This is a genomic window from Solibaculum mannosilyticum (assembly GCF_015140235.1).
Classification (GTDB): domain Bacteria; phylum Bacillota; class Clostridia; order Oscillospirales; family Acutalibacteraceae; genus Solibaculum; species Solibaculum mannosilyticum.
This window is the reverse complement of record NZ_AP023321.1, coordinates 945,555-969,212: the sequence shown is the minus strand read 5'-3', so window position 1 is coordinate 969,212 and position 23,658 is coordinate 945,555. Positions and strand designations below refer to the sequence as shown.

General features: G+C 51.0%; 25 protein-coding genes. 11 read left to right on the top strand and 14 right to left on the bottom strand.

Annotation, left to right across the window (positions count from 1 at the left end; all coding sequences use genetic code 11):
• Positions 1–138: 138 nt before the first annotated feature.
• The 6 genes from C12CBH8_RS04505 (at position 139) to C12CBH8_RS04480 (ending at position 5,431) form a co-directional block, all read left to right on the top strand.
• On the top strand, positions 139–615 hold the full coding sequence (locus tag C12CBH8_RS04505; protein WP_215533635.1) for a YceD family protein: 477 nt from the start codon (positions 139–141) through the stop codon (positions 613–615).
• Positions 616–646: 31 nt separating this feature from the next.
• Positions 647–829 carry a 50S ribosomal protein L32 gene (gene rpmF / locus C12CBH8_RS04500; protein ID WP_090263630.1) on the top strand — a complete coding sequence of 61 codons (183 nt, stop codon included), beginning with the start codon at positions 647–649 and terminating at the stop codon, positions 827–829.
• Between the two features lie 75 nt (positions 830–904).
• The gene (locus C12CBH8_RS04495) at positions 905–2,224 is read left to right on the top strand and encodes a DUF512 domain-containing protein (protein WP_215533634.1); all 1,320 of its coding nucleotides are present in this window, start codon (positions 905–907) and stop codon (positions 2,222–2,224) included.
• A 74-nt stretch (positions 2,225–2,298) separates the two neighbouring features.
• Positions 2,299–3,624: a ribosome biogenesis GTPase Der gene (gene der, locus C12CBH8_RS04490; RefSeq protein ID WP_215533633.1), complete on the top strand. Its 1,326-nt coding sequence runs from the start codon at positions 2,299–2,301 to the stop codon at positions 3,622–3,624.
• Positions 3,625–3,707: 83 nt separating this feature from the next.
• On the top strand, positions 3,708–4,424 hold the full coding sequence (gene plsY, locus C12CBH8_RS04485) for a glycerol-3-phosphate 1-O-acyltransferase PlsY (protein WP_215533632.1): 717 nt from the start codon (positions 3,708–3,710) through the stop codon (positions 4,422–4,424).
• Positions 4,424–5,431: an NAD(P)H-dependent glycerol-3-phosphate dehydrogenase gene (locus tag C12CBH8_RS04480; RefSeq protein ID WP_099321803.1), complete on the top strand. Its 1,008-nt coding sequence runs from the start codon at positions 4,424–4,426 to the stop codon at positions 5,429–5,431. Before plsY ends, C12CBH8_RS04480 begins: the two co-directional genes overlap by 1 nt.
• A gap of 139 nt (positions 5,432–5,570) precedes the next feature.
• On the opposite strand, the gene rpmB is transcribed toward C12CBH8_RS04480, so the two are convergent.
• The gene (rpmB, locus tag C12CBH8_RS04475) at positions 5,571–5,759 is read right to left on the bottom strand and encodes a 50S ribosomal protein L28 (protein WP_090263639.1); all 189 of its coding nucleotides are present in this window, start codon (positions 5,757–5,759) and stop codon (positions 5,571–5,573) included.
• A 219-nt stretch (positions 5,760–5,978) separates the two neighbouring features.
• Here rpmB and ytaF point away from each other — a divergent pair, with 219 nt between their 5' ends.
• From ytaF to C12CBH8_RS04450, 5 genes are all read left to right on the top strand, one after another.
• Positions 5,979–6,623 carry a sporulation membrane protein YtaF gene (gene ytaF / locus C12CBH8_RS04470; protein WP_090263641.1) on the top strand — a complete coding sequence of 215 codons (645 nt, stop codon included), beginning with the start codon at positions 5,979–5,981 and terminating at the stop codon, positions 6,621–6,623.
• Between the two features lie 53 nt (positions 6,624–6,676).
• Positions 6,677–9,361, top strand: a complete 2,685-nt coding sequence (locus C12CBH8_RS04465) for a calcium-translocating P-type ATPase, PMCA-type (protein ID WP_215533631.1) — start codon at positions 6,677–6,679, stop codon at positions 9,359–9,361.
• 87 nt (positions 9,362–9,448) lie between these two features.
• Positions 9,449–10,762, top strand: coding sequence for a putative DNA modification/repair radical SAM protein (locus tag C12CBH8_RS04460; RefSeq protein WP_090263646.1), 1,314 nt, complete (start codon positions 9,449–9,451; stop codon positions 10,760–10,762).
• Complete coding sequence (locus C12CBH8_RS04455; protein ID WP_090263647.1) at positions 10,741–11,514, top strand: TIGR03915 family putative DNA repair protein; 774 nt, start codon at positions 10,741–10,743, stop codon at positions 11,512–11,514. Before C12CBH8_RS04460 ends, C12CBH8_RS04455 begins: the two co-directional genes overlap by 22 nt.
• Before the next feature lie 122 nt (positions 11,515–11,636).
• Positions 11,637–12,677, top strand: coding sequence for an acyltransferase family protein (locus tag C12CBH8_RS04450; protein WP_090263649.1), 1,041 nt, complete (start codon positions 11,637–11,639; stop codon positions 12,675–12,677).
• A 142-nt stretch (positions 12,678–12,819) separates the two neighbouring features.
• Here the strand turns inward: C12CBH8_RS04450 and groL are convergent, their stop codons facing one another.
• The 13 genes from groL to C12CBH8_RS04385 form a co-directional block, all read right to left on the bottom strand.
• Positions 12,820–14,448: a chaperonin GroEL gene (groL, locus tag C12CBH8_RS04445; protein ID WP_099321798.1), complete on the bottom strand. Its 1,629-nt coding sequence runs from the start codon at positions 14,446–14,448 to the stop codon at positions 12,820–12,822.
• Between the two features lie 43 nt (positions 14,449–14,491).
• Complete coding sequence (locus C12CBH8_RS04440) at positions 14,492–14,779, bottom strand: co-chaperone GroES (protein WP_090263653.1); 288 nt, start codon at positions 14,777–14,779, stop codon at positions 14,492–14,494.
• Positions 14,780–15,110: 331 nt separating this feature from the next.
• Complete coding sequence (locus C12CBH8_RS04435; protein ID WP_215533630.1) at positions 15,111–16,268, bottom strand: THUMP domain-containing class I SAM-dependent RNA methyltransferase; 1,158 nt, start codon at positions 16,266–16,268, stop codon at positions 15,111–15,113.
• A gap of 118 nt (positions 16,269–16,386) precedes the next feature.
• Positions 16,387–16,923, bottom strand: a complete 537-nt coding sequence (hpf, locus tag C12CBH8_RS04430) for a ribosome hibernation-promoting factor, HPF/YfiA family (RefSeq protein ID WP_147624310.1) — start codon at positions 16,921–16,923, stop codon at positions 16,387–16,389.
• A gap of 218 nt (positions 16,924–17,141) precedes the next feature.
• Positions 17,142–18,302, bottom strand: coding sequence for an amidohydrolase (locus C12CBH8_RS04425; RefSeq protein WP_215533629.1), 1,161 nt, complete (start codon positions 18,300–18,302; stop codon positions 17,142–17,144).
• 108 nt (positions 18,303–18,410) lie between these two features.
• Positions 18,411–18,839 (bottom strand): S1 RNA-binding domain-containing protein, encoded by a 429-nt coding sequence (locus C12CBH8_RS04420; RefSeq protein WP_215533628.1) that lies wholly within the window; start codon positions 18,837–18,839, stop codon positions 18,411–18,413.
• 44 nt (positions 18,840–18,883) lie between these two features.
• Positions 18,884–19,171 carry a septum formation initiator family protein gene (locus C12CBH8_RS04415; protein ID WP_159461131.1) on the bottom strand — a complete coding sequence of 96 codons (288 nt, stop codon included), beginning with the start codon at positions 19,169–19,171 and terminating at the stop codon, positions 18,884–18,886.
• A gap of 5 nt (positions 19,172–19,176) precedes the next feature.
• Complete coding sequence (yabQ, locus tag C12CBH8_RS04410; protein WP_099321793.1) at positions 19,177–19,713, bottom strand: spore cortex biosynthesis protein YabQ; 537 nt, start codon at positions 19,711–19,713, stop codon at positions 19,177–19,179.
• A 12-nt stretch (positions 19,714–19,725) separates the two neighbouring features.
• Entirely contained in the window at positions 19,726–20,007 is a 282-nt protein-coding gene (yabP, locus tag C12CBH8_RS04405) for a sporulation protein YabP (RefSeq protein ID WP_090263666.1), read from the bottom strand.
• 92 nt (positions 20,008–20,099) lie between these two features.
• Positions 20,100–20,342, bottom strand: a complete 243-nt coding sequence (locus tag C12CBH8_RS04400) for an RNA-binding S4 domain-containing protein (RefSeq protein WP_090263667.1) — start codon at positions 20,340–20,342, stop codon at positions 20,100–20,102.
• 80 nt (positions 20,343–20,422) lie between these two features.
• On the bottom strand, positions 20,423–20,698 hold the full coding sequence (locus tag C12CBH8_RS04395) for an HU family DNA-binding protein (protein WP_090263669.1): 276 nt from the start codon (positions 20,696–20,698) through the stop codon (positions 20,423–20,425).
• Positions 20,699–20,835: 137 nt separating this feature from the next.
• The gene (gene mazG / locus C12CBH8_RS04390) at positions 20,836–21,633 is read right to left on the bottom strand and encodes a nucleoside triphosphate pyrophosphohydrolase (RefSeq protein WP_090263671.1); all 798 of its coding nucleotides are present in this window, start codon (positions 21,631–21,633) and stop codon (positions 20,836–20,838) included.
• 130 nt (positions 21,634–21,763) lie between these two features.
• Complete coding sequence (locus C12CBH8_RS04385) at positions 21,764–23,620, bottom strand: putative polysaccharide biosynthesis protein (RefSeq protein WP_215533627.1); 1,857 nt, start codon at positions 23,618–23,620, stop codon at positions 21,764–21,766.
• Positions 23,621–23,658 lie beyond the last annotated feature (38 nt).

Below are 23,658 nucleotides of genomic sequence, written 5' to 3'. Positions count from 1 at the left end.
CACATCTTTCCAAACCATACCACACTTTTTTGTATTTTCCTGACGATGGCTCTGGATCTGGTTTTTTTTTTGCTTATTTCTTGACAAATTCCTGCGAAGTCTTTATAATATAGTATCGTTATATGTGAGGAGAGCGCTATGATTCTTGACTTAAAAGCGTTGTTTGCAGGGGATTCCCCCATCCAGGTGGATTATTCCTTTCGCCCGGAGGAAGATCAACTGCCCAATGTGTCTTTGGTTCATGTAACAGGCCGTTTGGTCAATGAAGCTGATATTGTAATGTCTCAGCTTTCCGCTTCCTTTGAGATGCCCCTTTCGTGCGACCGGTGTATGAGTGAATATGTCGCCCAGTACAATTTTCCGGTGGAGCATGTGTTGGTGACTTCTCTCAATCATGAGGATGAGGATCGTTTCATTTTGGTGGAACAGGGCCAATTGGATGTGGATGAACTGGTTGTGTCGGATATTTTGCTCTCTTTGCCCATGAAACATCTGTGCCGACCGGATTGTAAAGGTCTTTGCCCCACTTGCGGCCGTAATCTCAACGAAGGCCCCTGCGGATGCAAAAAGCCTATTGATCCCCGGCTGGAGGCATTGGGCAAGCTATTGGAATAAAAGTAATGATTAATAGAGGGAGGTGCTGACAATGGCGGTACCCAAGAGAAAAGTTTCCAAAGCACGGCGTGATAAGAGACGGAATAACGTCTGGAAGATCGAGGTTCCTTCCCTCGTGAAATGTTCTCAGTGCGGCGAGCTGAAGAGAGCTCACAGACTTTGCCCCAACTGCGGTTACTATCACGGCAGACAGGTCATCGAGAAGGAGTCCTAAAGAAAACCATGGGCTTTGGAGAAAGAGAAGGAGTAATCCTTCTCTTTTTTACTTTATGGCAAAGGAGGGATCTTGTTGCCGGTTGTCATTTATGATATCGAGGCGGGCAGCCTGGCTGCGAAAGCCGGCATTGTTCCGGGGGAAACACTGCTCTCTATCAATGGCCGGGAGGTCAACGACGTACTGGACTATCGTTTTCTGATCGTAGACCGTCACTTAGACCTTTCCCTTGTCCGGCCGGACGGTGAAGAACATCACGTTATCCTTCGGAAAAGTGAATACGACGATCCCGGTCTTTTGTTTGAAACCTATCTGATGGATAAACAACGCACCTGCCGCAATAAGTGCGTTTTTTGTTTTATCGACCAGTTGCCTAAGGGCATGCGCGAAAGCCTTTATTTTAAAGACGACGACGCACGCCTTTCTTTTTTGTTCGGCAACTACATCACCCTGACAAATCTTTCGGATAAAGAATTACAGCGCATCATTGAAATGCACATCAGCCCTGTCAACATCTCGGTGCATACCACCGATCCCGAACTGCGGTGCCGCATGATGGGCAACCGTTTTGCCGGGGAAGCCCTCCGGCATCTTTGGCATCTGGCTGAGGCCGGTACGCATATCAATTGCCAGATGGTGTTGTGCCCCGGCCTCAACGACGGTCCTCAGCTGGATCGAACACTGGCTGATTTGACACCCCTCTATCCCGCTGTCCAGAGCATTGCCGCCGTCCCTGTGGGGCTGACCGATCATCGGGAAGGCCTCTATCCCCTCACCGGCTATACGCCGGAAGGCGCTGCCGCCGTCATCGACCAGATCGACGCCTTTGGCGACCGATGTGTGGAGCAGTTCGGCAGCCGGATCTGTTACGCCGCCGATGAATTCTATCTCAAGGCGGGACGTCCTCTCCCCCCTCCCAGTTTCTACGAGGATTTCTGTCAGCTGGAAAACGGTGTGGGCACCATCACCCTCTTAAAAGATCAATTTATGGACGCCCTCCACTACGAGGACTTTCAATTGGATCACCCTCGGGAAGTCACCATCGCCACTGGAGTCTCGGTGGCTCCAACCATCCAGTCTCTCATTGACGAAGCGGTAAAAAAGTGGCATAATTTAACTGTCCATGTGGTACCCATCGTCAATACCTTTTTCGGTACTTCCATCAATGTGTCTGGGCTTGTGACCGGCACGGATCTCAAACGTCAGCTCAAAGGAAGACGTCTCGGCAGCGAAGTGCTCATTCCTTCCTCCATGCTGCGGTTTGAAGGGGACTTGTTTTTGGACGATGTATCGGTCACAGAGCTGGCGGAGACCCTAGAGGTCCCGATTACCCCTGTCTCGGTGGACGACGGCCAGAATTTACTGGATGCTATTTTGGGCATCGGAACAAACTAAGAATACTGTTTGGCGTTTCCTGCTTGAAATGAAAAGGGACGCTGATTAATTTGAAAAATCGGGAGGTGATGGGTTTGAGCAAACCCGTCGTAGCCATTGTGGGACGTCCCAACGTGGGCAAATCCACCTTATTTAATAAGCTGACCGGATCCCGGCTCTCCATTGTGGAGGATACTCCCGGCGTCACCAGAGACCGCATTTATGCCGATTGCGAATGGTGTGGCCGTGGGTTTATGCTGGTGGATACCGGCGGCATTGAGCCCCGCACCGACGACGTCCTCCTCTCCCAGATGCGGCAGCAGGCCCAGCTTGCCATTGAACAGGCCGACGTCATTATCCTGGTGACCGATCTGCGTTCCGGCGTGGTGGCCAACGACTTGGACGTGGCCGTCATGCTGCAAAAGAGCGGGAAGCCTTTGGTATTGTGCGTCAACAAAAGCGATTCCCTGGGCGATCCTCCTGCGGAATTTTATGAATTTTACAATTTGGGTTTGGGAGATCCCATCCAGGTTTCCGCCGTCCATGGCCACGGCACAGGCGATCTTCTGGACGCTGTCTTGGAACATCTCCCGCCGGAAGAGAACGAAGTGGAAGAGGACGACGTCATCCGGGTGGCCATCATCGGCAAACCCAATGTGGGCAAATCCTCCCTGGTCAACCGCATCTCTGGAGAACAGCGGGTCATTGTATCCAACATCGCCGGCACTACCCGGGATGCTGTGGACACGGAAGTGCAAAACGAGCACGGTAAATTTGTTCTCATCGACACCGCCGGCATCCGCCGAAAAAGCCGGGTGGACGATCCCATTGAGAAATACAGCGTCCTGCGGGCCAAGTTAGCCATCGAACGAGCACAGGTGTGCGTCATCATGATCGACGCCTGCGAGGGCTTTACCGAGCAGGATTCCAAAGTGGCGGGCCTTGCCCATGAGGCAGGGAAAGCCTCCATCATCGTGGTCAACAAGTGGGATGCCGTGGAAAAGGACGGCAAGACCATGGATTCCTACCGCAAAAAGCTGATGGAGGATTTTTCCTTTATGTCCTATGCCCCCATCCTGTTCATCTCAGCCAAGACCGGCCAGCGTGTGGACCGTCTGTTTGAACTCATCAAATTTGTGGACAGTCAAAATGCCCTGCGGATCTCCACCGGTATGCTCAATGACGTCCTGGCCGATGCCACTGCCCGCGTCCAGCCCCCTACCGACAAGGGAAAACGCCTCAAAATTTATTATATGACCCAGCCATCCACCCGTCCGCCTACATTCGTATGCTTTGTCAACCGGGCAGACCTCTTCCACTTTTCTTACCAGAGGTATCTGGAAAACCGCATTCGGGATGTGTTCGGCTTGGAGGGTACTCCTATGCGGTTTATTATCCGGGAGCGAGGGGATAAAAAGTAATCCCCTCTTTGGAGAAGGGGCGCGGCTTCGCCGAAGCATTCTTTTTGACATTCTCTATTTCAAATCATCAGGAGGGCTTTGTTATGGAGGGAATCCTCTCGTTTCTCACGGAAAACGGATTGGCTATTTTATTGACGGCTGCTGTCGCTTATCTTTTGGGCAGCCTCAACTTTGCTTTTATTATCGTGCGGCTTAAAACCGGGAAGGATATCCGCACCATGGGATCCGGCAATGCGGGTACAACCAATGTGCTGCGCAATGCAGGTAAGATTCCTGCCCTGCTGACGCTCATTGGCGACGCTGGAAAAGCAGTGCTTGCCGTCTTTGCCGGCCGATGGATCTTTATGTCTTTGGGCAGCGCTTCGGCTTCAGATGTATCCCTCATCGTCTTCGGCGGGTACATTGCCGGTGTCTTTTGCCTTTTCGGACACCTCTTCCCCCTTTATTTTGGATTCAAGGGCGGCAAGGGCGTAGCCACTACCGCCGGTATGCTGCTTGTAATCGACTGGCGCGTTATGGTCTTTGGCGTCAGTATCTTTATCATCGTGGTGCTGATCACCCGTATCGTTTCCCTTTCCTCCATCATTGCGGGATGTTCCTTCCCGGTAGCCTCCTTTGTATTCTCCTATTTCTTCGACTACCAGGCAGGGATTTATCCATTGGATACCGTCATTGTCTCGACAGTTATGTCGGTGCTCATCGCCGCCATCATGGTGTATATGCATAAGGAAAATATGAAACGCCTCCGCAATCACACCGAAAAACGCATCTCGTTTGGCGGAAGAAAGGAGAATGCCTAATGGCTCGCATTGCTGTATTGGGTTCCGGAAGCTGGGGCACTGCTATCGCTGTCATGGCCGACCGTCACGGGCATCAGGTCAGTCTGTGGTCGGTATTTCCTGAGGAGGTGGATTGCCTCCGCCGTGATCGGGAACATAAAAAATTGTTGCCCGGCGTCATGATCCCCGATTCCGTCCGCATCACCAACGATATTCACACGGCAGCTGATGCCGACTTGGTGATTCTAGCGGTGCCTTCCTTTGCAGTGCGCAGTACGGCATCCATGCTTCGAAAGGTCCTGCCGGACGGCGCTGTCGTGGCCAACCTTGCCAAAGGCTTTGAACAGGATGGAACCAAACGTCTGAGCCAAGTCATCGCCGAAGAGCTTCCCCAGGTCCGGGTGGTGGTCATCTCCGGCCCTTCCCATGCTGAGGAGGTATCCCGCGGGATCCCCACGACAGTGGTGTCAGCTTCCCACGATCAGGAAGCCGCTACATTGGTCCAGGATATCCTAATGAACCCGGATTTTCGCGTATACGTCAACCCGGACATTGTGGGCGTTGAACTGGGCGGCGCCCTTAAAAATATTGTAGCCCTGGCTGCCGGCATCTGCGACGGAATGGGACTTGGAGACAACACCAAAGCCGCTCTCATGACCCGCGGCCTCACGGAAATCGCCCGGCTGGGAGTCAAAATGGGCGCTCAAACGGAGACTTTTGCCGGTCTCAGCGGCATCGGGGACTTGATTGTCACCTGTACCAGTATGCACAGCCGCAACCGTCGGGCCGGTATCCTGATGGGGCAAGGCGTCCCTACCAAAGAGGCCGTGGGACGTCTGAGCACGGTGGAAGGGTATCACGCCACCTATTCGGCCAAGCTCTTGTCGGAACAGTATCAAGTCGTTATGCCCATCACAGAGGAATGCTATCAAGTCCTTTTTAATAATAAGGATCCTCAGAAAGCCCTTGCCGATCTCATGGTCCGGCCCAAGTGCTCTGAAACAGAGCATACATGGCTGGACAAATAAATCACAAAAAAATACGGCTGGAAGCGCCCTTGATGGGGCGAACCTCCCAGCCGTATTCTTATTTTTAAATTCAGTTTTGGCCAATAAAAGAAAAAGAAGCCGCTTTCAAAGCAGCCTCTTTCAAACCGATCATTGGACATTACACCGCACGGGTAACTTTACCCGAACGCAAGCAACGGGTGCAGGCGTAAATTCTCTTGGGGGACCCATTTACGATTGCTTTCACGCGCTTTACATTGGGTTTCCAAGTTCTGTTTGAACGCCTATGGGAGTGGGAAACCTTGATGCCGAAGGTTACCTCTTTGCCACAGATGTCACACTTTGCCATGATCTGCACCTCCTTTGGAAACTACCTTAAAGTTCAACATTGCTATGATATCAGATTTACGCCATAAAAGCAAGTGTTTTTCAGTAATCTGCGCCACATTTTGCCGATTTTTCTTTTAATCCTCAGGATTTGTCCAAGAAAATCCCGAACTTTTCACGGACATCGTCTCCCTTTTTCGCATAGGATGGAGGGAAATCTTGTAACTTGTGGTGATCCGATATGTTTGGTGTGATCCTGCTGGCCGTGTGTCTCAGCCTGGACGCCTTCGCTGTCTCCATGGCTTACGGGCTGCGGGCTACAAAAATCCCCCTCTCCTCCCGCCTTGTGATATGCGCTTGTTCCATGGCCTACTTCGGCGCAGCTTTCGCCTTTGGAAACTGGATCCAAAACATCCTTCCGCCGGAGACCTCCTCCATCATCGGCACCGTTTTGATGGGCGGCGTATGCCTTTGGATGCTGTTCCAATCCTTTTTCGGCCGCTCCTCAAAGCAAAAGCCTCAAAGCCTTGATCCCAAAACCCTCGTTCATTTTCGCATCAAGTCCTTGGGGATTTCGGTGGAGATCATCAAAAACCCCATGCTATGCGACGTAGACGGTTCCAAAACCATCAGTCCTCTGGAGGCCCTTCTGCTTGGCACGGCGCTTTCGGTGGATTCGGTCAGCGTCGGCGTCGGGTACGCCCTCCTGGGGGTGGAAGGACTGTGGGGGACCATCTGGGTGGGGCTCTTCCAATTTGCCTTCACCTGGATCGGCAATGCTCTGGGCCTTAAGATGGGGCTGCGTTTCCCTCATTCCGACAAACTTCAGGTCATATCCGCCTTGGTCATTTTGGCCTTGCTCCTTTATCGCATCGCAGCCGGATAAGCTGGGTATAAATCACTGCCCGTCCGAATAGTATGATTCGGGAGGGCGGTCTTATGAAAATGATAAAAAACGTGGAAGAGCATCATGGACTTTCCTCGGCTCAGGTGGAACAGTCCCGAACTAAGTACGGTTCCAATCAACTGACCCGTACAAAGAAAAACAGTTTTTTTAAGCAGTACCTGGCAAACTTCGGCGATCCCATCATCAAGATTCTGTTGGTTGCCTTGGCCGTCAACCTACTGTTTATGTTTGATCATTTCGATTGGTTTGAAACGGCTGGTGTAGCGGTCGCCATCTTTTTGGCTACCTTCGTATCCACTTTGTCCGAACACGGCAGCGAATCGGCCTTTGAAAAGCTTCAGCAAGAGGCGTCAAGCATCCAATGCCGCGTCAAACGGGCAAACGGCGTGCGCAAACTTCCCCTTGGCGAAGTGGTGGTGGGTGATCTTGTCCTGCTCGGCGCCGGCGAACGGGTCCCGGCCGATGGGATCCTGGTATCGGGCGAAGTGAGCGTGGATCAATCCTCCCTCAATGGGGAATCCAAAGAAGCCCACAAAGCGCCCTCTGGAAATGATCATTCGGCTGCCAAAGGCCATGACTTCATGCAGAAAAACCGTCTCTTCCGAGGCAGTGTGGTGTGTTCTGGAGAAGGCATGCTTCTGGTTCAGCAGGTGGGCGTCAAGACCTTCTACGGCAGTATGGCCATGGAGGTCCAAGAGGACACCCGGGAGAGTCCTCTCAAATTCAAACTGCGGTCGCTGGCCAAAACAATCAGCCGGTTTGGATATGTGGCCGCCGCTTTTGTGGCTTTGGCCTTCCTCTTTAACTGCATCGTGCTGGACAACGGATTTGACCCCGCCCGTATTTCAGCCTATTGTCAAAATCTCCCGGTCCTGATCTCCCAGATCATCCAGGCCGTTACCTTGGCCATCACCGTGGTGGTCGTAGCGGTCCCGGAAGGCCTCCCTATGATGATTACAGTTGTGCTGTCCTCCAACATGAAGCGCATGCTTAAGGATCACGTCCTGGTGAGAAAACTGGTGGGCATCGAGACTTCCGGCAGCCTTAACATCCTTTTCACCGATAAAACCGGCACGTTAACCAAAGGAAAACTGCAAGTCAAGACCTTTGTCTCCGGACAAAATCAAGTATACACCAGTGCCCGCAGCCTCCGCAAACAAAAGGAATTGTGGGAGTTGGTGGAGATGAGCTGTTTCTTTAACACCAGTTCCACAGTGGGGCAAGAGGGACGGCGACGGGCAGCTATCGGGGGCAACGCCACCGACCGGGCTCTTTTGGAATACGTCATCCCCCATCTAAGCACCACACGTACAGTGACACGGGAGGAATTTATCCCCTTTAACAGCCGGGATAAGTTCTCGGCCTGCCGTGTATCGGGCAAACAAAACCTATGGCTCGTGAAGGGGGCTTTTGAAAAGATTCTCCCTCAATGTACCTCCTGTTACGACGCAAAGGGACAGCGTCAGCCCTTCCGGATGTCGCCCGACCTGCAACGCACCGTTCGGGAGATGAGCGGCAACGCCGTCCGTATCCTGGCTTTGGCGATCAGCGATACGCCCATCCGCGCCGGGCAACCCTTCCCCAACCTGGCCCTTCTGGGCCTCATCGGCATCCGGGATGAACTCAAAAGCGAAGCCAGCACCTCTATTCGGCAGATCACCGGCGCCGGCATCCAGGTGGTTATGATGACCGGCGACAGCCGTGAAACCGCCACTGCCATCGCCCTGGAAGCCGGTTTATTGCGTCCGGGACAGACCGACGCCGTCCTGGACAGCCACGAGTTAAACAAAATGACCGACGAACAAATCCGCCGTCTCCTTCCCCGTTTGCGTGTGGTGGCACGGGCCGTCCCAGCCGATAAGAGCCGTCTGGTACGGGCCGCCCAGGAACTGGGGCTGGTGGCCGGCATGACCGGGGACGGCGTCAACGACGCCCCCGCCCTCAAAAAAGCCGATGTGGGCTTTGCCATGGGCAGCGGCACCGAGGTAGCCAAGGAGGCAAGTGATATCGTCATCTTAGACGACAATCTTTCCTCCATCGCCAAAGCCATCCTCTATGGACGCACCATCTTTAAGAGTATCCGCAAGTTTATCATCTTCCAGCTGACGGTCAACTTATGTGCTGTGTGTGTATCGGTGATCGGGCCCTTTATCGGCATCGACACCCCTGTGACCGTCATCCAGATGCTGTGGATCAATATCATCATGGATACCTTGGCCGGCCTGGCCTTTGCCGGGGAAGCGCCTCTCCCGGAATATCTCCACGAGCCTCCCAAGCGGAGAGATGAACACATCATCAACCGGTATATGGTCAGCCAAATCCTCTTCACCGGGCTGTACACCGTGCTCCTGTGCCTGGCCTTCTTAAAGGCGCCTTTCTTCCGGGAAACCTTCCACTATGACTCTCAGCCTATCTTTTTCCTTACGGCATTCTTCGGCCTCTTCATCTTTGCCGGCATCTTCAACAGCTTCAATGCCCGCACCCCTCGTCTTCATCTTCTCTCCCACATCACGCAAAATAAGGCGTTCCTGTTCATCATGGCCATGGCGGCCGGCGTCCAACTGCTCCTGATCTACTACGGCGGCACGTTATTCCGCACCGTCCCCTTGACGCTTCAAGGACTAAAATGGGTCCTCCTTTTGTCCTCTACCGTGATCCCCATCGACTTGATCCGAAAACTGATTTTACGTCTCAACCATCGCAAGGGCAACATTTAGCCAATTTCAGGAAAGTCGAATATTTGTTCAAAAATATGTTCCATTTTCCATCCAACTGTGTTATACTCTCTTTGTGAGGTGGAAAACATGGAACTATCTGATAAGCTTACGATTTTAGGGGATTCCGCCAAATACGATGTGGCTTGTACATCCAGTGGGTCCAGCCGCCGGGGAACTCCCGGCGGCCTGGGCAACACCGTCAATGCAGGACTCTGTCACAGCTTTGCCGCCGACGGACGGTGCATTTCCCTGCTCAAGGTGCTGATGACCAACGTATGCGTCAACGACTGCGCCTACTGCGTCAACCGGCGTTCCAACGACGTCCCTCGCGCCACCTTCTCGCCGGAGGAATTGGCAAAGCTAACCATAGAATTCTACAAACGCAATTATATCGAGGGCTTATTTTTAAGCTCCGGTATCCTGGTGTCGCCCGATTATACCATGGAACGCATGTGCCGCTGCGTGGAACTCTTGCGGAACAAATATCATTTTAACGGGTACATCCATGCAAAAGCCATCCCAGGGGCATCCCAGGAGCTCATCACCAAGATGGGGCTTTTATGCGACCGCATGAGCGTCAACATCGAGCTGCCTTCCGAACAGAGCCTTACCCTATTGGCGCCGGAGAAAAACCGGAACAATATCTTAAAACCCATGGGACTGATTTCCAGCTCCATTCATCAAAGCAGGCAGGAAATGACGGTTTATCGTCACGCGCCGTCCTTTGCCCCTGCCGGACAAAGCACCCAGATGATCGTAGGAGCTACACCCGATTCCGACTTTCAAATCATGCGTTTGAGCCAAAGCCTCTACCAAAAATACCGGCTCAAACGGGTGTTTTATTCGGCCTATATCCCAGTAGGCACCCATCCGAATCTGCCGGCTGCTACGACGCCTCCTCCTCTGCTACGGGAACACCGGCTCTATCAGGCCGACTGGCTGCTGCGCTTTTACGGCTTTTCAGCATCCGAGCTTTTGGACGAGCAGCATCCCAACTTTCACCCCATGCTGGATCCAAAATGCCATTGGGCTCTCCGCCATATGGATCAGTTTCCAGTGGAAGTCAACACCGCCGATTACTCTATGCTGCTCCGGGTTCCTGGAATCGGCGTCAAATCGGCCCAGCGCATCCGCACGGCACGTCGGGAGAGTTCCCTGGACTTTGACCATCTGCGCAAACTGGGTGTCGTCCTCAAACGGGCCGTCTATTTTATCACCTGCCGCGGCAGGACTTACGGCGGTATCCACATGGATCCACGTTTTGTTTTTCACAATCTAGTGGCCGAAGGGACAAGCCATCCCCACGCCCTGGAGGCTCCGGAACAACTTTCCCTTTTCGATGGAGCGTCGGCTCTTCCCACAGGAGGTGATCGGGTCAAATGTCTCACCGGGCAACTGTAACCTATCTCTACGACGGCAGCTTTGAGGGACTCCTCACCGCCTGTTTTGACGCTTGGAAGCAGCCGTCGGCCCGTATTGTGGAACACACCGGTTTTCAACAGCAGCTAGGGGAACAGTATGTGACGGTAGAAACAGAGCCGTGTAAGTTCAGCCGGGTCTATAAGGCCATTCTCACCAAGTTGGGAGAACAGTGCCTGCGGACGGTATATCTCGCCTATCTCTCCCACGATGAAGAACGTGGGAGTAAAATTCTCGCTTTTCTGCGCCTGGGATTCCGGGTGGGGCGGAGCATCAACCGGCGTTTGGCTGATCAGGAGGTGCTGGATATCCAAAGTCTCGCCACCTTTGTCTCCAACGAACGCATCCGTATGATGGAGTTCATCCGCTTTGCCCTTTACGAAGGAGGCATCTATTACGCCCGCATTCAGCCCCGCAATCACGTGTTGCCTGTTATCATGTCCCATTTTGCCGACCGCTTGGGTTCCATCCCCTTTATCATCCACGACGCTGGACGAAATCTAGCCGGTGTTTGGGACACCCGGGAATGGATCATCGTATCGGCCGAAGGCATGAACCTCCCCCATCTCCATGAGGATGAGATGAAATGGCAGCGGTTGTGGAAGCGGTTTTACGACAAAGTAGCAGTGGAGGGACGCATCAATCCCAAGTTGAGGCGACAAATGATGCCGAAACGGTATTGGGATAACCTATGCGAGATGAACCTTCTTTCAGAAGAATCTCGTTCTTTTTAAATTTTATCCAATTATGCTTTTTTCACCGGTTTTCTCCTTATTATTAACAATATTATTGACATAAACAGTCGATACTTTTATACTATATTTAGTAATAAAGGAAAAATGGGGAAACAGGTGAGATGATGGCTAGAATTGGTAAAATAGAGTCCATACAGGGCGTCCGAGGGATATGTGCGATCATTGTTTTATTAAGCCATATTAATTGTATGCCGGTGTCAGGTGCAATGGGCGTAGCTTTCTTTTTTATGATCAGTGGATTTGTCATGATGCTATCCACTGAAAATAGCTCCACCATAAAGGCAAAGGACTATTTCTTAAAAAGGATTATCCGATTGGTGCCTCTCTATTGGCTGTTGACTCTATTTGTATATGTTTTAGCTACAATTAATCCCGGATGGTTTAAAAATACAATTGCTGAAATTCCTTATCTTTTAAAGTCATTTTTCTTCGTTCCTTATGAGTATTCTACCATTGTCCATGATGGTCCTTTACTCCGAAACGGTTGGACTATAAATGTTGAAGTTCTGTTTTATATTCTCTTTTTCCTATCTATGAAGATTAAGCATCAGTATCGAGGTGCCATTTGTTCCGGTATTATTATTGTGTTTGTCGGAATTCAAAGTATTTTCCAGATTCCCAGTCCCTTTATGCGGGGTTGGTTCAGCTTTTCCACCCTGTATTTTGCAGTCGGAATGATGGTCTTTATGCTCTGGAAAACCCTTTCTCAACACAGACAATTTTCCTTTCATCGTATCATTGAAGTCTTAAAATTCCCTGTGTTATCGGTGCTCTTCCTGTTGCTTTCACTCGTTTATCGTGAAGGCGCTCTTGGCCTAATTGTATGCGCCCTTGTGTTTACTGCAATTGTCTTGACAAATCATAACGGCCACTACCAACGTGGATTCCTTTTCCTTGGAGACATCAGTTTCTCTGTTTACTTGATTCATCCCTTTGTCGTCCTTGGTGTAAGTCGATTGATTTATCCCTTGGAAGAATTAAATCTTACTACCATTCTTATCAGCATTGTCTGCATCATTCTCAGTGTATTAGCGGGCAGCGTCAGTTGGTTCATTGTAGAGAAGCATTTTACAAACTTCCTTAAACATAAATTGTTTAAGCCTTCTTATCAAGAAACTGATGGCCTGAAAAAGGCTTCTTAAAAAACTTAGAGATATTAATTGTAAATTTTATTTTTAACCCCCGTGCTAAACACGGGGGTTTTCTATAGACAAATAGATGCAGAACGGCCGCCACTTTTGTGACAGCCGTTCTGCATCTATGAAATCGGAGGAAATAATAGGATTAATACATGCCGCCCATATCAGGTGCAGCAGGAGCTGCAGGAGGATTCGGTTCCTTCTTATCGGCAACCAGAGACTCGGTAGTTAACACCATAGCGGCCACAGAAGCTGCATTCTGCAGGGCCGAACGTGTAACCTTAACCGGATCAACGATACCGGCATTGATCATATCCACATACTCTTCATGCAGAGCATCGTAACCAAAGCGAGGTTTGCCGGAATTTACGATCTTATCCACAATGATAGAACCTTCCAGACCAGCGTTGGCAGCGATCTGACGAACCGGCTCTTCGAGAGCTTTCAGGACAATCTTAACGCCAGTCTTTTCATCGCCATCCGTGGTATCCAGCAGCTTGCGGACCTCAGGAATGGCGTTGAGCAGAGCCACGCCGCCGCCGGCAACAATGCCTTCTTCCACAGCAGCCTTGGTAGCGGACAGAGCATCTTCGATGCGGAGTTTCTTCTCCTTCATCTCTACCTCAGTTGCAGCGCCGACCTTCAAGACGGCTACGCCGCCTGCCAGTTTAGCCAGACGCTCATGCAGTTTCTCTTTGTCGAACTCCGAAGTGGAGGTTTCGATCTGAGCGCGGATCTGAGCTACACGGGCCTTGATAGCCTCGGAGTCACCGGCGCCATTGACGATGATGGTATTCTCTTTCTGCACCTTGACCTGACCGGCACGGCCCAACTGCTCCATAGTAGTGGTCTTGAGTTCGAGACCAACTTCTTCGGAAATGACCTGACCGCCGGTGAGGATGGCGATATCCTGCAGCATCTCCTTGCGGCGATCACCGAAGCCCGGAGCTTTGACGCCTACGCAGACAAAGGTACCGCGCAGCTTGTTGAGCAGCAGGGTGGTCAGAGCCTCGCCTTCGATATCTTCGGCGATGATGACCAGTTTACGGCCAGCGTTGACGATCTGTTCCAGCAAGGGCAAAATATCCTGAATGTTGGAAATCTTCTTGTCGGTAATCAGCAGGTAAGCGTCGTCGATAACAGCTTCCATCTTGTCGGTATCGGTAACCATGTAGGGGGAGATATAGCCGCGGTCAAACTGCATGCCTTCCACCACTTCGGTGTAGGTCTCGGCGGTTTTGGAATCCTCAACAGTGATAACGCCGTCGGCAGATACCTTTTCCATGGCCTCAGCGATCAACTTACCGATAACTTCATCAGCGGCCGATACCGTGGCTACACGGGCGATATCCTCAGAGCCGCTGACTTTCTGGCAGTGGGATTTCACCGTCTCGATGGCGGCGTCTACAGCCTTCTGGATGCCCTTTTTCAGGATCATAGGATTGGCTCCGGCAGTGACGTTCTTCATGCCCTCGCGGACAATGGCCTGAGCCAGCAGAGTAGCGGTCGTAGTACCGTCGCCGGCCACATCATTTGTCTTGGTGGCCACTTCTTTGACCAGCTGAGCACCCATATTTTCAAAAGCGTCGTCCAGCTCGATCTCCTTGGCGATGGTAACGCCGTCGTTGGTGATGAGGGGAGCGCCGAATTTCTTATCCAGCACCACATTGCGGCCTCTCGGACCCAAGGTGATTTTTACGGTATCAGCCAGCTTATCGATGCCGGCCTGCAAAGCCTGACGGGCTTCTGCGCCAAAACGGATTTCCTTTGACATAACGCATATACCTCCTAATAATCAATCGTATGAGCTTCTGCTCTTAGTCTTCTACAATGGCCAGGATATCGGACTGACGGACAATCAGGACTTCTTCGCCGTCCACTTTGACTTCTGTGCCGGAGTATTTGCTGGCAATAACCTTATCGCCTACCTTGATGTTCATAACGACTTCTTTGCCGTCCACCATACCACCGGGGCCGACTGCCAGAACCTCTGCTACCTGAGGCTTCTCCTGGGCCGAACTGGCCAGGACAATACCGGATTTTGTGGTCTCTTCGGCTTCTACCATTTTGATGACGACTCTGTCAGCAAGCGGGCTGATCTTCATATTTATTCCTCCTTAAGTTATTATAAGCTAAGTATTAGCACTCACAACCTTTAAGTGCTAATACTATAATAATCAAGTGGTCAGGAAAAATCAAGTGCCAATTGGGAATTTTTTCTCATTTCATAAATTGTTTACATTTCCCAGAACCTACCCGGGATCCCTTTGTGAATATCACCAACGTCTATTTGCCCTCTTGTCCAATGCTATGGTTGACCAACTTTTTCCATGATAATCATCTATCTGCTATTTTTCATACAACAACAGCGTCGAAACACCAATCATCTCTTTCGAAAAAGAGAGATAGGTTTCGACGCTGTTGTTTTGGCCTCAATTATCTACGGACTGTGCCGCTCTTCTTTGCCGGACGGCCATCCTTAAAATACATGTAATATTGGCACTTAATCATGCCGTTATAAAGTTTACGACGTTTATCCGCCTTGGATCCAAACAGCTGTTCAAATTGATCATGGGGCGAAATAATATAATAACTCCACCCTTCCTTTTTTACAAAGCGTCTGCCGAGAATCCGGTAAAGATCCTCCGCCTCCTTCATATCCAGCAGACGTTCGCCGTAGGGGGGATTGCACAGGACTGTCCCCTTCTCTCCTTCCGGTACGAAATCCCGTACATCTCGCTGCTGAACCCGGATACGGTCCTTGACCCCGGCACGATGGGCATTCTCCAGCGTCAGTTCCAGAGAATGGGCATCGATGTCCGATCCAAAGGCTTCAAATTCGTTGTCCCGGATGATCATCCCAATGGCCCTTTGCCGTTCACTCCTCCATATTTCCTGGGAAATACCCTCCCATTTTTCAGCCGCGAAATGACGGCCCAGTCCCGGCGCAATGCGCAGTGCAATAAGGGCCGATTCGATGAGCAGCGTCCCAGAGCCGCACATGGGATCGTATACGCGGCTGTAACCCCGGACATGGGCCAAATCAGCCATGGCAGCCGCCAGCGTCTCCCGAATGGGGGCCTGGTTTGCAGCTGGACGATAACCTCGTTTATGGAGTCCTGCACCAGAGGTATCCAGAAACAATGCCGCTTCGTCCTTGTGGATGGAGAATTGGATTTGATGTACCGCTCCTGTTTCCTCAAACCAGCCGATCCCGTACTTCTGCTTGAGCCGTTCCACCACCGCTTTCTTGACAATGGACTGGCAGTCCGGTACGCTAAATAATTTGGACTCCAGCGCCCATCCTTTGACAGGAAATGCATCCTTTTTACCGATCCACTGTTCCCAAGGGAGACGTTTGACCCCTTCAAACAGTTGATCAAAAGTCTTGGCTGGAAAACGTCCCAGCTCAATCTGGATGCGTTCTGCAAACCGGGAACCTAAGTTGGCCCGGCACAGCATATTGAGATCTCCGGCGAAGTCTACCCTGCCATTGTCCGGCCGGACATCCTCCGCCCCCATCCGACGCAGTTCACTGGCCAGTATTCCTTCCAGGCCAAACAGACATGGGGCTGATAATTGAATTCTTTCCATAAAACCTCCCGATTCACACCACAAAAAAGGGCCGCAGGCCCTTGGGAAATCCGGTGGTATAGGAAATACCTCCCTCACCTGGATTCTGCCCCATGGCTGCGGCCCTATCTTTTTTAATTTATTCGTCTTCCTCCGGCGCAAGCAGACCATAGTCTCCATTTTTACGGCGGTATACGACGTTGATCTCGCTCGTCTCAGCGTTACGGAACATGAAGAATTCATGACCCAGCATGTTCATCTGCAGGATGGCTTCCTCCACACTGATTGGCTTGATGGGAAGATACTTGGTGCGCACTACCTTGAAGTCGGTCTCTTCTTCCACAGGTTCTTGGGCACCGGCAACAATGTCGTCGATGGAACCAATGCGGAGCCGTTTTTCCAACCGGGTCTTATTGCGGCGGATCTGACGGGTGAGGATGTCGACTACTTTGTCAAAGGCCTCTTCCATTTCAAAGGCGGTTTCCTCCGCGCGGTAGGTCATACCCTTTTGCTTGATGGTAACTTCCACTGTCTGACGGTTTTTTTCCAGTGTGACGGTGACAGCTGCCTGCGCATCCGGGCCAAAAAGCCTGTCCAACTTAGAGAGCTTTTTTTCCACGCGCTGTTTAAAGGAATCCCTTAGAGTGACCTTTCTGCCGGTAATGGTAATCGTCATTCTGATCATCTCCCTCTATAAATAAACCCTAAAAGGGTTTTTGGCAATGGAACCCTTTGCTATGAGTTCAGTATAGCATGAATATCTGGAAAAGTAAAGGGAGTTCATAGAATATAAATAAAATTTTCATTTTATTGAAATAGAAAACTAGTATTTATCAATATCCACATTTTAAGATCTTCTCTTTGTGTCTACTGTCGTACAGTTTGCCTTTCAACTTATTCCCTCACGATTTGTCCATTACAGATCACAAGGGATGGCTTGGCTTTTAACGTCAAAGGGTCGCCGTCAAATAATACCAGATCAGCGTCCTTTCCTGGTTCGATAGACCCTACCTGACGGTCAATACCACAAATTTGAGCCGGGACGATGGTAAGCCCCCGGATAGCCGATTCCCAATCCATTCCCTCCCTCACGGCCAGTCCGGCACACAGGGGCAAATACTGGATAGGGATTACAGGATGATCGGTAACAACCGCCGTACGGATACCGGCGCGGTCCAAAATCCCCGGATTGGCCGGGGTGAGATCCTTAAGTTCCGGCTTGGAACGGTCGCACAGTACCGGGCCTGCTAAAACATCTACCTCTTCTTTCACGAGCACGTCGGTGGCCTTGTGTCCCTGCGTGCCATGGACGATTACATATTCCAGATCAAACTCTTTTGCAATACGGATGGCTGTAAAAATATCGTCACATCGGTGGGCGTGAAAATGGGCTTTGATCTCCTTGCGGAAAAGTGGGATGAGCGCTTCGCATTTTGCATCGTACTCCGGTTCTTCCAATTCGGGATCTTTGGCCGCTGCCTGCAATTCCTCCTCATACCGCTTGGCTTTGTTCAGCTGTTCCCGGATGATGGAAGCTGTCGCCATCCTGGTAACCGGCGATTGGCTCTTGCCGTGATAGGAGGTCTTGGGATTCTCTCCCAGCGCAAATTTCATAGCCACCGGCGCCTTCACAATCATATCGTCAATGCGTTTGCCCATCGTCTTGATGGCGGCCATCTGGCCGCCGATGGCATTTGCGCTGCCCGGACCGGTAATTACAGTGGTAATCCCAGCCTCCAGCGCCTCAGTAAAGCAGTAATCCATAGGATTAATGGCGTCGACAGCACGAAGCTGCGGCGTGGATGGGTCGGTGTCCTCATTGCCGTCGTCCCCTTCAAATCCCAGACCGTCTTCCCACATCCCCAGATGGGTGTGGGCATCAATGAATCCTGGGAACAGCCATTTCCCCTTTGCATCAATGATGGTCTGGGATGAACTCTCTGGAGGCTGGTCCATATTTCTTACGCCTGCAATCTTTCCCCCGTTTACCTGAACCCATCCGTTATCCACCACTGAACCTGCCATGGTATATATTTTTGCATTGATAATGAGCATCTACATCCTCCTCTATTAAAAACGAAAAGACGGAGTGTGTCCACACCCCGTCTTACATCCAATCTTATGGTTTACCTGGCCCCGGGTAGATCGGATTCCCTTCCTCCTTTATGATCTGGAGGAAGGGCCACCTGCGCGCCGGGAACCGCGCCTTGATTCATTGTTGCGCTTTAAGGTGGACATTTTCTCCTCGCTGACCTGCTTGAATTTGGACATCATATCCTCAAATGAAGCCGGTTCACCGCGGGGACTATGCCACTCAAATGAACCGGGACGGCCGCGGCTTGCCGAACGGTTAGGACGTTCCTCCGCCTTTTTCATCGAAAGGCTGACCTTACCATCGTCGCTGACGCTCAACACCTTGACTTTGACCGTCTGATTTTCCGTCACATAATCCCGGATCTCTTTGACATAGGTGGACGCCACCTCAGAGATGTGCACAAGCCCGGTCTTCCCGCCGGGCAGCTCAACAAATGCGCCGAATTTCGTAATGCCTGTTACCTTACCTTCAAGGATGGCTCCTACCTCAACCTGCATAAACTGAAAATATCCTCCTTTAGTCGCCCTTGCCTCTCAGCCGATTAATTGCCGTTAACGGCTACAATGACCTGCTCATCGGGATACACATAACCCATCTCCCGGGCCATGCGCTCGATGTACTCCGGGTCTTCTCCAGAATCCAGCAAGGCTGACAGATCCTCATTTTTAAGCGTCTGTTCACGGATCTGCTCGTTGACACTATCGAGCTTTTTTTGCGAAGCGCTGATGTCCAATTGCAAATTGACAAGCGACCCTACCAAATAAACCGCCAATGCAAACACGGCGATTCTCAACAGGATGCTTTTGCGTTTCTTTTTCACAGCCTTCACAAACTCTACTCCCCTTTGCCGGCCTTTTTTGATCCTGAAAGGCGAATGCCATTAAAAAGATTATACAACAATGCCCGGTGCTTTTTCAAGCGGTTTTTGGCAGATATCCCAACTTTTTTTGTGGTCTGGCTGATCTTGCCCGTCCTTTTGCGGATGGCACGCCAAAGAAGACGGAAAGGTTTTGTCAGGGGAGTCCATACATACTTCTTCAGGAACATGGAAATGCGATGCAGAATCCTGGCGATCAGGCGGGCATTTTGAAGCATCAGCCACCCTAGGGTACAATAATAGATTACCGCTCCCAACAGTTCCCCCACAATGAGAAACCCCCGGATTTCCCCAGCGTTGGCCCAGAAGATAAAGAGAAAGGTTGCCACACCGCATACCGTCCAATAGAAAAGGTCCTGGAAAAAGACCAGAACCTTTCCCGGGCGCATGATGATCCGATAAAACCGGAACAGCTCATAAAACGCCCCTAGTACAAACCCCACACCACAGGAAAATAAAAAATCCATGGTCTGGTCGGCTAGGGAGATTCCCAATGCCCTCCCCCCTTATTTGAACAGGCGGCCAAAGAATCCCGATCCCCGCTGCTGTTCATCGGTATAGGTAAGCGATGAGATCTCGCCTTCCAGCGTCAGTTCCCCCGTCTCAATGTTGAGCTTGTTGATGTGCAGATTATAGCCGCGCACGGCAAGCTCTCCCATATCGGTAAACACCGTGATATTTTGCTCGTCGAAACTGTCCACATCCGATACGCCGGATACCGTCAGATTCCTCCGGTCCTCCAGTATGACGTTATGGGGCATCTTCATCATCTTTTTTTCTTCTGTCATGCTTTATCCCTCCCGTTTATGGTTCACTTTATCCATATGACGAAAGGGACGTCTTTAGAAGTAAATCCTCACCTTTTTGCAAGCAATCTCCGTCAGCTTAGGATGCGGTACATCAGCCCTGCATTTTCCTTTGTGGCGTGCTCTGTCACCGCCAGAACCTCCGCCTTCACCACATTGGATCCCAAGGAAATCTCCAGGACATCCCCTACCTTCACGTCGTAGGACGCCCGGGCCGGCTTGCCGTTTGCCATGACCCGTCCGGCATCGCAGGCCTCATTGGCCACCGTCCGGCGCTTAATCAGCCGGGATACCTTTAAATATTTATCCAGTCTCAATGAAATTCTCCTCTCTGTTACGAAAAAAGCGGAACCAGTGGCATCTCGCCTCTGATCCCGCCTTCCTGATGGTCCCAAAATTATTTGTCCACCGCTTCTTTGAACGCTCTGCCCGCTTTGAATACAGGGTATTTGCACGGGGCAACGGTCATCTGTTCGCCGGTTCTGGGATTGCGGTAGACCTTCTCGCCGCGCTCACGGCGCTCAAAGGTACCAAAGCCAATCAGCTGCACTTTATCGTCCTGGGCCACTGCCTCCATGATGGCGTCCATCATAGCTGCAACAGCTTTCTCAGCATCTTTTTTGGTCAGTTCAGACTTTTCTGCTACAGCAGCAATGAATTCTGATTTGTTCATGAACATAACTCCTTCACAAGATTTATAACATCCACAGGCTGATGAAGCGTCTGCCGAATACATTTAATAAGCGACGCTTCCTTGCTTGCGTCAGCTTCCCCAAGGGCGCGCTATCAACCAAACGAGGCGGCAAGTCCTTACGGTTCTTCCCGCTTGACCTCATCCCAAAAAGCATCCAACTGCTCCAGGGAAAGTTCCTTCATATCTTTTCCCTGGGCCATGGCCTTATGCTCCACGCCTTCAAAACGGCCGACAAATTTATCGCATGCTTTTGTCAGCGTCTCCTCTGCGTCGCATTGGAGGAATCGGGATACATTGACCGCTGAGAATAAAACATCTCCCAGCTCCTCCTCATACTGGCTGGAACAGCCGGACTCAACAGCTTCCCGCAGCTCTGCGATTTCCTCCTCCAGCTTCTGAAGCGCACCGGATACGTCCGGCCAATCAAAGCCGGCACGAGCGGCCTTTTGCTGCACTTTCGTACTGCGCATCAAAGCCGGCAAGACTCTCGGGACACTGTTCAGTACCTCTGTATTAGTCTTTTGGCCTTTGGTTTTTTTCTTGATCTCATCCCAGTTTTTCAGTACTTGACCGGAAGTATCGGCAACGACCTCTCCAAATACATGGGGATGACGTACGATCAGCTTTTTACAAATGCCGTCGCATACATCGTCAAAGTCAAACCGGCCGGCTTCCTGCTCCATCCGGGAATGAAATACCACCTGTAGAAGTACGTCCCCAAGCTCCTCCTTGAGCAGCTCAGGGTCCTGATTGTCGATAGCCTCCACCACTTCATAGGTTTCCTCAATCATGTTTTTGCGGATGCTCTCATGGGTCTGTTCCCGATCCCACGGACATCCCCCCGGAGACCGAAGCATCTCCATGATCTTCAGCAAATCCTGGATCCCATATTGATCCTTAGTTTCAAACTCCATAGAACTCCTTTTTTACGGTTTTACATCTCACCGCAGACGACCAATATCGCCCTCTATCCTTTCCGCTGACCGACGTGTTTTTATAGACCGCCATAAGAAAATCTATAAAATATACATCCGCTGTATTATATTAACGTATCCAACCTCTTTTTTCAAGTAGACGAGCGATTTTTTCCCCTTTGGGAAGCAACAAAATATCTTCTCTCGACATCACGCGCAGCAGGAACAGCGAAACCACATATACAACCGCCGCCACTGCGATAGCTCCCAGTACTGCAATCTTATCCGGCAGTACCAAACCCAGCAGTCCATTCATCGAGAACCCTGCCGCTGCACAAAAGAGTCCGGAGATCATGGGCTTTACAAAGATCCTGGTAAAATTCAGCTTCACCTTTGTGGTTTTGCAAAGAATATATAGGTCTGCCACAATCAAAAACAGATAGCTGGCAAAGGTTCCGATCGGCGCGCCTACAATGTTGACGGCCGGGATATGGATCAACACCATATTAAATACCAATTTAATAGCCGCCGAAACAAGCATCAGTTTCACAATAGTAGATGCCTTCCCTACTGCCTGCAGCATACTGTTAATCGGTGTAATAAGAGAGAGTAGGATTACACAAATACCTAAAATGGTCAATAAAGGAGTGGCTACCGCGATCTCCTTGGGATTGCCGTAAAGCAAGCCCATGATCGGTCCCGCCAAAACCGAGATGCCGAGGCCTGCCGGAATACCGATCAAGCCTGTGATCTTAATAACGGCTTCAATGCTTTTCTTAGTGGCTTTACGGTCCCGAAGGGTCCATGCCGCCGTCACTGCCGGCAATGCGCTGACACCCACCGACGTCGTTAAGGTCGGGATCAGATTAAACATCGTGATAGCTTTGCCCGAATAACTGCCGTAAAGATAATTGGGGATTTGGCTGTTGATAATCCCATCCGGCAGTCTTCCTTCGTAAAGCTGACGGATGGTGTCAGAACTGCTTTGCATCACATCGCTTAGCCCGGATTGGACGGTAATGGTGTCAATCAGGCTGGATAGATTATTGGCCAAGGCTCCCAAAGCCACGGGGATTGCAATAGCCATCATCGTCCGGAGCAATGCTTTGTTGGACATTGGTTCCGGAGACGCCGCCAATTCCGCCTTGGTGATACCGTCCCCTCGGATACGGCGGCGCAAAGTCAAATAGACTGCACCGAATACCGTACCCAGCATGACGCCTCCAATAGCGCCGGCTGATGCGTAAGGCAAACAAGCGTTATGGGCTGCCTGTTCTACCAATTGATTGATTTCCTCTTCTGTGGCCCCATCCTCGATGGGAACCAAGATGACTTTGCCGGCCTGTTCTTCCAGCGTCTTCAGTTCTTCATCCGACATGGAACTGGTGGCCACCGTCTCAAACGTATGGCCAAATACCTGGCCGCTTTGCTGGAACTGGCCCATCCCCATATTGATGATCAAGTTGGCACAGATCAGTCCCAGTACCAGTTTGCCCATGGCCTCAATAATCTGGGAAATGGCCGTAGGCTTCATGTTGGAGAGGCCCTGGTAGTAGCCGCGCTGGATGGACATGACGCACAAGAAAAAGATGGAAGGCGACATCACCAAAAGGCTGTAAAGGGAATTCGGATTGTCAATGACCCGCACAAACAGAAAAGAACCTGCAAACATCAGAAGGCTTCCCAGCAAACCTGTGATAATCAGGACTCGGGCCGCTACTTTCTGGATACGCCGGACATCCCGGAACCGTCCTCTTGCTACATTTTCAGCCACCATCCGTGAGATAGCCACCGGGAATCCCGCCACAGCGATGGTCTGGATGGGTACAAACAAATTATAGGCACTCCCAAAATACCCCATGCCGGTGGAACCGATTAAATGATCCAAGGGGATTTTGAACAATGCGCCAATCACCTTGACCAAAATGGCGCCTGCGATCAAAATAATCGAGCCATGTACAAAATTCTGTTTGGTACGAGCGGACACAGGCAACAACTCCCATTCATGATGTCCATCAACCGCTT

Coding starts and splice junctions, on each gene's coding strand:
- C12CBH8_RS04505 (WP_215533635.1), top strand. CDS start 139: ATGATTCTTGACTTAAAAGCGTTGTTTGCAGGGGATTCCCCCATCCAG.
- rpmF (WP_090263630.1), top strand. CDS start 647: ATGGCGGTACCCAAGAGAAAAGTTTCCAAAGCACGGCGTGATAAGAGA.
- plsY (WP_215533632.1), top strand. CDS start 3,708: ATGGAGGGAATCCTCTCGTTTCTCACGGAAAACGGATTGGCTATTTTA.
- C12CBH8_RS04480 (WP_099321803.1), top strand. CDS start 4,424: ATGGCTCGCATTGCTGTATTGGGTTCCGGAAGCTGGGGCACTGCTATC.
- rpmB (WP_090263639.1), bottom strand. CDS start 5,759: ATGGCAAAGTGTGACATCTGTGGCAAAGAGGTAACCTTCGGCATCAAG.
- ytaF (WP_090263641.1), top strand. CDS start 5,979: ATGTTTGGTGTGATCCTGCTGGCCGTGTGTCTCAGCCTGGACGCCTTC.
- C12CBH8_RS04465 (WP_215533631.1), top strand. CDS start 6,677: ATGAAAATGATAAAAAACGTGGAAGAGCATCATGGACTTTCCTCGGCT.
- C12CBH8_RS04460 (WP_090263646.1), top strand. CDS start 9,449: ATGGAACTATCTGATAAGCTTACGATTTTAGGGGATTCCGCCAAATAC.
- C12CBH8_RS04455 (WP_090263647.1), top strand. CDS start 10,741: ATGTCTCACCGGGCAACTGTAACCTATCTCTACGACGGCAGCTTTGAG.
- C12CBH8_RS04450 (WP_090263649.1), top strand. CDS start 11,637: ATGATGGCTAGAATTGGTAAAATAGAGTCCATACAGGGCGTCCGAGGG.
- groL (WP_099321798.1), bottom strand. CDS start 14,448: ATGTCAAAGGAAATCCGTTTTGGCGCAGAAGCCCGTCAGGCTTTGCAG.
- C12CBH8_RS04440 (WP_090263653.1), bottom strand. CDS start 14,779: ATGAAGATCAGCCCGCTTGCTGACAGAGTCGTCATCAAAATGGTAGAA.
- C12CBH8_RS04435 (WP_215533630.1), bottom strand. CDS start 16,268: ATGGAAAGAATTCAATTATCAGCCCCATGTCTGTTTGGCCTGGAAGGA.
- hpf (WP_147624310.1), bottom strand. CDS start 16,923: ATGACGATTACCATTACCGGCAGAAAGGTCACTCTAAGGGATTCCTTT.
- C12CBH8_RS04425 (WP_215533629.1), bottom strand. CDS start 18,302: ATGCTCATTATCAATGCAAAAATATATACCATGGCAGGTTCAGTGGTG.
- C12CBH8_RS04420 (WP_215533628.1), bottom strand. CDS start 18,839: ATGCAGGTTGAGGTAGGAGCCATCCTTGAAGGTAAGGTAACAGGCATT.
- yabP (WP_090263666.1), bottom strand. CDS start 20,007: ATGACAGAAGAAAAAAAGATGATGAAGATGCCCCATAACGTCATACTG.
- C12CBH8_RS04395 (WP_090263669.1), bottom strand. CDS start 20,698: ATGAACAAATCAGAATTCATTGCTGCTGTAGCAGAAAAGTCTGAACTG.
- mazG (WP_090263671.1), bottom strand. CDS start 21,633: ATGGAGTTTGAAACTAAGGATCAATATGGGATCCAGGATTTGCTGAAG.